Source organism: Bradyrhizobium sp. P2_E8, assembly GCF_056403875.1.
In genome coordinates this window covers 1-7,246 of record NZ_JBFUES010000323.1, presented here as the reverse complement: position 1 = coordinate 7,246, position 7,246 = coordinate 1, and the positions used below count along the sequence as shown (strand labels likewise).

7 protein-coding genes and 1 pseudogene are annotated in these 7,246 nt (G+C 64.0%); 5 read left to right on the top strand and 3 right to left on the bottom strand.

The genetic code is table 11. The features are described 5' to 3' along the window. Both AC1D00_RS19075 and AC1D00_RS19070 read left to right on the top strand, forming a co-directional pair. Positions 1 to 117 (top strand): annotated as a pseudogene (locus tag AC1D00_RS19075) (VOC family protein); the annotation flags it as partial. Positions 118 to 161: 44 nt separating this feature from the next. Continuing rightward, on the top strand, positions 162 to 650 hold the full coding sequence (locus AC1D00_RS19070; protein WP_477011723.1) for a VOC family protein: 489 nt from the start codon (positions 162 to 164) through the stop codon (positions 648 to 650). Between the two features lie 161 nt (positions 651 to 811). Here the strand turns inward: AC1D00_RS19070 and AC1D00_RS19065 are convergent, their stop codons facing one another. After that, positions 812 to 1,936, bottom strand: a complete 1,125-nt coding sequence (locus AC1D00_RS19065) for a hypothetical protein (RefSeq protein ID WP_477011722.1) — start codon at positions 1,934 to 1,936, stop codon at positions 812 to 814. A gap of 2 nt (positions 1,937 to 1,938) precedes the next feature. Then, the gene (locus tag AC1D00_RS19060) at positions 1,939 to 2,640 is read right to left on the bottom strand and encodes a FecR family protein (protein ID WP_477011721.1); all 702 of its coding nucleotides are present in this window, start codon (positions 2,638 to 2,640) and stop codon (positions 1,939 to 1,941) included. Between the two features lie 218 nt (positions 2,641 to 2,858). On the opposite strand from AC1D00_RS19060, the gene AC1D00_RS19055 reads away from it, so the two are divergent. After that, a complete protein-coding gene (locus AC1D00_RS19055) occupies positions 2,859 to 4,172 on the top strand; it encodes a phospholipid carrier-dependent glycosyltransferase (protein WP_477011720.1) in 1,314 nt (437 codons plus the stop codon). A gap of 7 nt (positions 4,173 to 4,179) precedes the next feature. Here the strand turns inward: AC1D00_RS19055 and AC1D00_RS19050 are convergent, their stop codons facing one another. After that, a complete protein-coding gene (locus AC1D00_RS19050; protein WP_092187786.1) occupies positions 4,180 to 4,821 on the bottom strand; it encodes an OmpA family protein in 642 nt (213 codons plus the stop codon). Between the two features lie 524 nt (positions 4,822 to 5,345). Here AC1D00_RS19050 and AC1D00_RS19045 point away from each other — a divergent pair. Together AC1D00_RS19045 and AC1D00_RS19040 are read left to right on the top strand one after the other, a co-directional pair. Further along, positions 5,346 to 6,758 carry a caspase family protein gene (locus tag AC1D00_RS19045; protein ID WP_477011719.1) on the top strand — a complete coding sequence of 471 codons (1,413 nt, stop codon included), beginning with the start codon at positions 5,346 to 5,348 and terminating at the stop codon, positions 6,756 to 6,758. Positions 6,759 to 7,003: 245 nt separating this feature from the next. After that, a partial coding sequence (locus AC1D00_RS19040) for a hypothetical protein (protein ID WP_135177934.1) occupies positions 7,004 to 7,246 on the top strand: 243 nt, incomplete at its 3' end.

Below are 7,246 nucleotides of genomic sequence, written 5' to 3'. Positions count from 1 at the left end.
GATGAGTACAGCTTCATGTACGGCCGCAGCTTCGAGGATCCGGATGGCCATATGTGGGGTGTGAACTGGATGGACCTCGCGGCATTCGCCGCGCAGTCCGAGATGGCGAACGCCTGATCGAAAATCCGAGAGCATTGAAAACCTGAAGAGGAGCGTTCTCCATGTCCAAGCTCGTGCCCTGCATGTGGTTCAACGGCGACGCCGAGGAAGCCGCGAAGTTTTACGTCTCGCTCGTGCCGAATTCGGAGATCACGCACGTCCAGCGCAACGTTTCGGACGGCCCATCCGGCAAGGAAGGCTCCGTGCTCGTCGTCGAGTTCACGGTGGCCGGGCAGCCCCTGGTCGCGCTCAACGGCGGTATGAAGATGGAGTACACCCACGCGATCTCGCTGATGATCCATTGCGACGATCAGGCCCAGGTCGACAGCGTCTGGAATGCGTTCCTGGCCCATGGCGGCAAGGCAGAGCAGTGCGGCTGGCTCAGGGATCGCTGGGGCGTGGCCTGGCAGGTGGTGCCGAAAGTGATGTTTGAATTCCTGTCGAGCCCGGACCGAGCCGCGGCCGCGCGCGCGATGCAGGCCATGTTGAAGATGGTGAAGCTGGACGTCGAAGTCCTCCGACGCGCGTTCGAGGGCAAGTCCGCGGCGTGAAGGGGCATGCCCGCGCCACATACTCACTGTCATCGCCCGGCTTGACCGGGCGATCCAGTACTACGAGATAGGGCGATGATGCGGTGAAGCCGCGGCGTACTGGATGCCCCGCCTTCGCGGGGCATGACCGCGGAAGTTGAGGCTGCGCGCACAAGCCGCCACTAGTAATTAATCCTTAGCCCCACGCCGCCGTGGATGGTGTTGCCAACCGGCTGCGGGCCGAGCGTGCCGTTCGCGAACAAGTCCACGATCCAGCCCTTCTGCACGCGGAAGCCGAGGCGGCCGCCATATTCGAACCAGCCCTGGTTGCCCATGGTCGGCACCACCAAGCCGTTGCCGGTCACGGTGGCGACGATGCCGCTATGGCTGGCGAACGACTGTACCCAGCCGCCGTTGATGTTGGCCTCGATGTTGCTGCCGTAGAGATGCGTCCACTGGCCGCCGATCTTGACCAGGCTGGTGCGATCGGTGCCGGTCGCAATGGTGGCGTCGAACGGGTTGAACGCCGCCGCGCTGTCCGAATAGCCGGACACGCGCTGCCAGAGCTGCCAGACCTCGATCGAGGCGGCGACCTCGTCGCGCGGCGAGACGCGGCTCATCCAGCCGGCGCGGCCATAGACGGCGTAGTTCGAGGCGTTGGTCGAGCCCGTGACGCTCACCGGGCCGAGGCTGGTGTTGTAGCTGCGCGTATAGCGCGCCTTCTCCCATGGCGTCAGGATGGTGCCGACGTCGAAGAACGGGCGCGACGAGCCCCAGTCGGTGAAGTCATAGCGCAGCGCGAAGGCGCCGATCGGCGCGCTGGTGATGTTGTAGCCGCCCTCGCTGTACTGCGTGTAGGCGATGCCGGCGAGCAGCGACAGATTGTTGGTCAGTTCCTTGCGGCCGTGAATGCCGGCCGAGAACGAGCCGGCGGAGCCGAACGCGCTGATGCAGTCGCTGCAATTGACCTGCTCGTTGACGCCGAGCAGCACCGTGCCGAGCACCCGGTTGGTGATCATCTGGTTGAAGCGCTGGTCGGCGAGGCCGCCGACCGAATTGCCGCTGGAATCGGCGCCGGTCGGGCCGGTGCTCGCGCTTGGAGAAGGCGACGGATAAGGCGACGGATAAGGACTCGGCGTGGCTGCGGGCGTGCTAGTCGACGTGGGCGTCGGCGAGCAATTTGTCTCGCAATTGGTCAGGGTTACGGTCGCGGCCGAGGCCGGCTGCACACCCCATGTCAGTGCCACTATGCCCATGGCCATCAGCGCGGCGGCAGGAAGCAGGTCGCGGATGCGGAGCGTTGCCATCGTCAGCGCCCACACAGCATGCCGTCGTCATTGACGGCGGGCGTGACGGTCGGTGAGGCGTCTGCATATTGGCTGACCGAGCACAGCCCGGCATTCGCGGCGCAGGTCGCGGCAAACGTCCAGGGCGGCGTGTTGGTCTTGCTGATGCCGACCTTGCCGCCGGTCGAGGTGATGATCGCGGTGTCGCCGGGCTGGGTCAGCTGCACGCACTGGAAGCTCAGCGTGCAGACGCTGGCTGCGCCGTCTTGGAGCACGACGACGGAGCGGCCACGTTGCGAGAGGATGTCGAGCGTGGTGCCGCGCACGCCGATGGTCGCGAGCGGCGTCGTGATCTTGTAGGCGGCCTTCTCGGAATGTCCGGTGACGAAGCGGAATGCGCCGGTGGTCATGCGGATAGCGACGTCGCGATAGCTATGCTCGTCGTTGAAGACGGTGCGGTCGAGCTTCAGCGTGGCGTTGGGACCGAGCGACAGATTGGTGCTGTCGGCCATGACGAAGCGCGCCGCGCTGTCGGCGCCGGTGCGCACGGTCTCGTCGCGCAGCATGCTGTCGCCGACGTTGATCGGCGTCGCGGTCGCGGCCACGCGCACCACCTCGTTCTGGATCACGACGGCTTCGCCGACGCGCGTCTGCGCCTGTGCGCCAGACGCCACGCACAATGCGGCCGAGAGCAGTGTTGGGAAAAGCCAGAAACGCAAATTCATTTCGCAACCGATCGATGTGTCCCTGATCGTACCGGATCGCGCGCGCTTGCGATGTGGCGAAATTATCACAAGCGGCGCGAGACCTGCGCTATGCTTAGTGACAGTTGCGGCGGAATGCGTTCAATGAAAAGCGCCATCCATATTTTTTCCGCGGTGAAGCAGATTTGCCACGCAAAACATCCCCACAAATGCAGCTCGAATTGCCTGCGGTTCCGAAGATGTCGCGGAGCGCAGTGATTGCTGTCGCAATTTTCCTGATGGCGCATCTGGCGCTGCTGATCGGTCTCACCACGCCGGAGAAATTCGTTTTCGATGAGGTGCACTATGTGCCGGCCGCGCGACAGATGCTGGCACCCGTGATGTCGCAACCGATGCTCAATCCGATGCATCCGCCGCTGGCCAAGGAGCTGATCGCTGCATCGATCGCGGCGTTCGGCGACAACGCGCTCGGCTGGCGCTATCCGGCGACCCTGTTCGGCGCGCTCGCGATCGTCGCGATCTATCTGTGCGGCCTCGCGCTGTTCGCTGCGCAAGGGCCCGCAATCGCCGCGGCGCTGATCGCGGCCTTCAACCAGATGCTCTACGTGCAGGCGCGCATCGCGATGCTCGACATCTTTGCGCTCGGCTTCGGACTGCTCGCGACCGCCGCCTTCATGCATGGCTTTCGCCGGGAGCGGCCGCATGCGCTGTTCGCGGTGGCAGGCTGCCTGTTCGGCTGTGCTGCAGGCTGCAAATGGAGCGGCCTGTTTCCGCTCGGCATCTGCATCGTCATCGTCGCGGTGATCCGCCTGATGCAGGGCTGGCGCACGTTGTTCGCCGACGCGAGGCCGGACGATTGGTATCGGCCCGACCTCTGGCCCGACTTCAGGACGCCGCATGTCGCGCTCTGCTTCGCCGTGCTGCCGGCGATGACATATCTTGCCGCTTTCGTTCCGCTTGATGGATTGTCGCTGCCCGACCTGATCGAGGCGCAGCGCCGGATCTTTGCCGACAACACCACCACCGCGATCGCCGGCCACACTTACATGAGCTCGTGGCCATCCTGGCCGCTGCTCGCCCGCCCGGTGTGGTTCCTGTTCGACAAGACGGCGGAGGACAGCGTGTCGGCGATCGTCTTCCTCGGCAACCCGCTGGTGCTGTGGCCGGCGCTGGCCGCGCTCGCGATCGTGCTGCGCGACGTCGTCGTCGCGCGGCGCTGGGATGCGTTCCTGATCGCGGCGTTCTATTTCGGCCCCTGGCTCGCCTGGGCGCTGCTGCCGCGCACGCTGGGTTTCATCTACTACTATCTGCCGGCCGCGACCGTGGCGTCGCTTGCGCTGGTCTATGTGCTGTGCAGGAACGGCCTGCCGCGCTGGCTGCTGTGGGCCTATGTCGGCCTCGCCGCGATCGGCTTTGCGATCATGCTGCCGATCTCCGCGGCCTTCATCGGAACGTCGATGCAGGGCTTCAACCGGCTGATGCTGTTCCAGAGCTGGATATKAAATCGCCGCCTGCACCATCATGGCAGGCGGCGTGTGTCGTGTGGCGATTAACCGAAAATCATTTCGACGCGGTCTTGGTGTCCATATTGACGACCTGGACGCGGCGGTTGATCGGGTCGGCGCCGTTGGCGGTATCCTTCAGCTTGGTCTTGCCGTAGCCGACGGTGACGAGATCGGTGCCGTTGAGGCCGTAGTTCTGCACCAGGTACTTCTTGATGGTGTCGGCCCGGCGTTCGGAGAGCCCTTGATTGTACTCTTCGCCGCCGATCGCGTCGGTGTGTCCGGCGACCACGAAGGTCGAGCCCTTCAGCGCCGGGTCGGAGAGCGCCTTGCCGAGCGCCTGCACCGACGGCACCGACGTCTTGGCGATGTCGGCCGAGTTGTAGTCGAACTGGATCTCCAGATCGATCTTCGGCTTGGTCGCCGCAAGCTCGGCGATCTGCTCGCGCTCGCCGGTCGAGAGCGACCGGGTCGAGCGGTTGCGCACGGTGTTCAGGAACGTCGTTTCCTTGGCCTGCACCGCCGGATCGGCCTGCGGACCGGCAGACAGACCGCGGGTCACCGGCTTCGGCTTCAACGCATCCAGGATCTTGTCGGAAGAGACGTTGTTGTCGCCGGCCAGTGCCAGGCCCGCCGTCATCGACAGCGCGGCCGTGAGCGTAATCGCCTTCAGTCCAAAAAACTTATCAAAACGGGTCATTGTCGTATCCTCGCTGTTACGCCTGATGGCGATTTGATGCTGCGAGCGTAGAGCAGGTTCAAAAGCCCTGATGTGATGCGGGTCACATTCAGAAATGGCGGAAATTCCATGCGCATCTTAGCGCCGGAGCCGGTCGGCATCCATGTCATACAGCGAGCGGCAGCGCCCTACCGCTAGTGCGACACCAAAGCCTGCGTCAGGAAGCAACGCTGTCTCATTCGATCCTTCAAAGCGGCGTGCAGATCCTGCACGGCGTTTCGAATGCGTTTTCCACCACTCGCTGGACTTCGGGCCGTAGCGGGTACAATCTCGCTGTCATTGCTCGTGACCAGCAGTTATTGCCCGTTGTGTCAGCCGCCCGGAAAGTTGCCGTCGCAACGTCTCTCGGCTCGGTTCGAGCAGCAGAAATCCCCGGGTGATCCAGATCACAGTGCGTCGTTGTGAACTGGATCAGATTGCTCTCATCGGATCGGCTCAGGCCGACCGAAGGGCAGCGAAGAAGTTTGGATCAGGGGAGAATGATCATGCGCTTCTTAATCGCAGCAATTTCAATCGCAGCATTTCTCGCCAGCGGCAACGCAGCTTTCGCCGACAAGCGCGTCGCCTTTGTGGTCGGCAACGCCGCCTACAAGAATGTCCCGCAGCTCCCCAACCCCGCGATCGATTCCAAGGCGATGGCCAGGGTGCTGCGCAATGTCGGCTTCGATGTCGTCGAGGGCTCCAATCTCACGCGTGACGCCATGACTGCAAAGCTCTTGGAGTTTGGCAAGAAGAGCGAAGGCGCCGACATTGCCGTGTTCTTCTACGCTGGCCACGGGATTGCCGTGAATGGCATCAACTACCTGCTGCCGATCGACGCAGATCTGAAATCCGAGATGGACGTCAAGCTGGGCGCGGCGATCAACGTCGACCTGACGCTCGATCAGACCATGGCGGATGCGAAGGTGAAGCTCGTATTCCTGGACGCCTGCCGTGACAATCCGTTCGCGGCAAAGATCCGGTCGGCCAAGGCGACCCGCTCCGTCAACGTGCAGACCGGCCTCGCCGAGATGAAGTCGGGCGAGGGCACGTTGATAGCCTTCGCCACCGGCCCCGGCCAGACCGCGCTCGACGGCGAGGCCGGCACCAACAGTCCGTTCAGCCGCGCCCTCGTCGCCAACATTGCCCAGCCCGGCGTCGAGATCCAGCAGGCCATGACCAAGGTTCGCGCCCAGGTCAGTGACGAGACCAGCAAGGGACAATTGCCCTGGGGGCATACCAACCTTACCGGCAACGTTTATCTCAATCCGGTTGGCGCATCGGCTGCGGCCATGACCGATCCGTCGAACGCGCCGGTGTCGGCCGCGACCAAGCAAGGCTCCGACATCGAGCTCGAGTTCTGGCGCTCGATCAAGGACACCAACAAGGTGGAGGAGCTCAACGCCTATCTCACCAATTATCCGAACGGTACGTTCAAATCGCTCGCGCTCGCCCGCATCGCGGCGTTGCAGGATGGACCGTCCAACACCACCCGCAACCTGTCGGCCGGAATCGATCCCGCGACATTCACCGAGGAAGCCAACCAGGTGTCCGAAGACCAGATCGGTCTCGACAAGGGGCAGCGCCGGGACGCGCAGCGCCGCCTCACCGGGCTCGGCTTCGACATCAAGGCGACCGGGAAGTTCGACGACGAGACCCGTTCGGTGATCAAGCGATGGCAGGCGGCACGTGGGTATCCCGTCACCGGCTACCTCAACAAGCTTCAGCACAAGGCCCTGCTATCGGAGATCGTTTCGGCCAGCTCGGCCTCCTCCGAGCAGGCAGACGATGAGCCGGCGCGGCGCCGTTCCTCCGGTGGTGGCGGCCGGCGCCATTACAATAGTGGCAGCGGCAGCCCGGTGGGCGGTCCCGGCGGTTTGTTCGGCGGAATGATGGGCGGATTGTTCGGCCGTCGTTGAAGGGGGAAGGTCAGGCGGCCCAGTCCGGGCCGCCTGACCTGTCGCAATGCCGCGCTCGTCCTTCGTCGCAAAGCCGTCGCCCCATGGCCCGCCTGCGAACAAGTTTTCGGCCAGATGCGCGCCTAGCAAAGTTCTTCGCCACCAACCGCAGACGAAGGGGAGCCGAGTTCCATCCAGTGCCGAGGCCGAGTGATTATCAATCCCACCGCAGTGGCCCGCCGGATCGGACTGTGTCCCTGAGCTCCATGCCCATCTATATCGGCGCGGCGATGATCGCAGTGGCGATCCTGCTGTCGACCCTGATCACGGGGATGACCTCCCGCTATGTCGGCCTCGACGGGCCGAACGACGAGAACATGTGGCTGGTCGACCGCCTCACCGGCAACGTCTATCGCTGCCAGGCGGAGGGGCGGGGCAAGGCCTCGTGCGAGCCCGATATCGCCACCGGCAGCCTCAGCGATCGGCCCAGAGCACCGAAAGACGGCCGT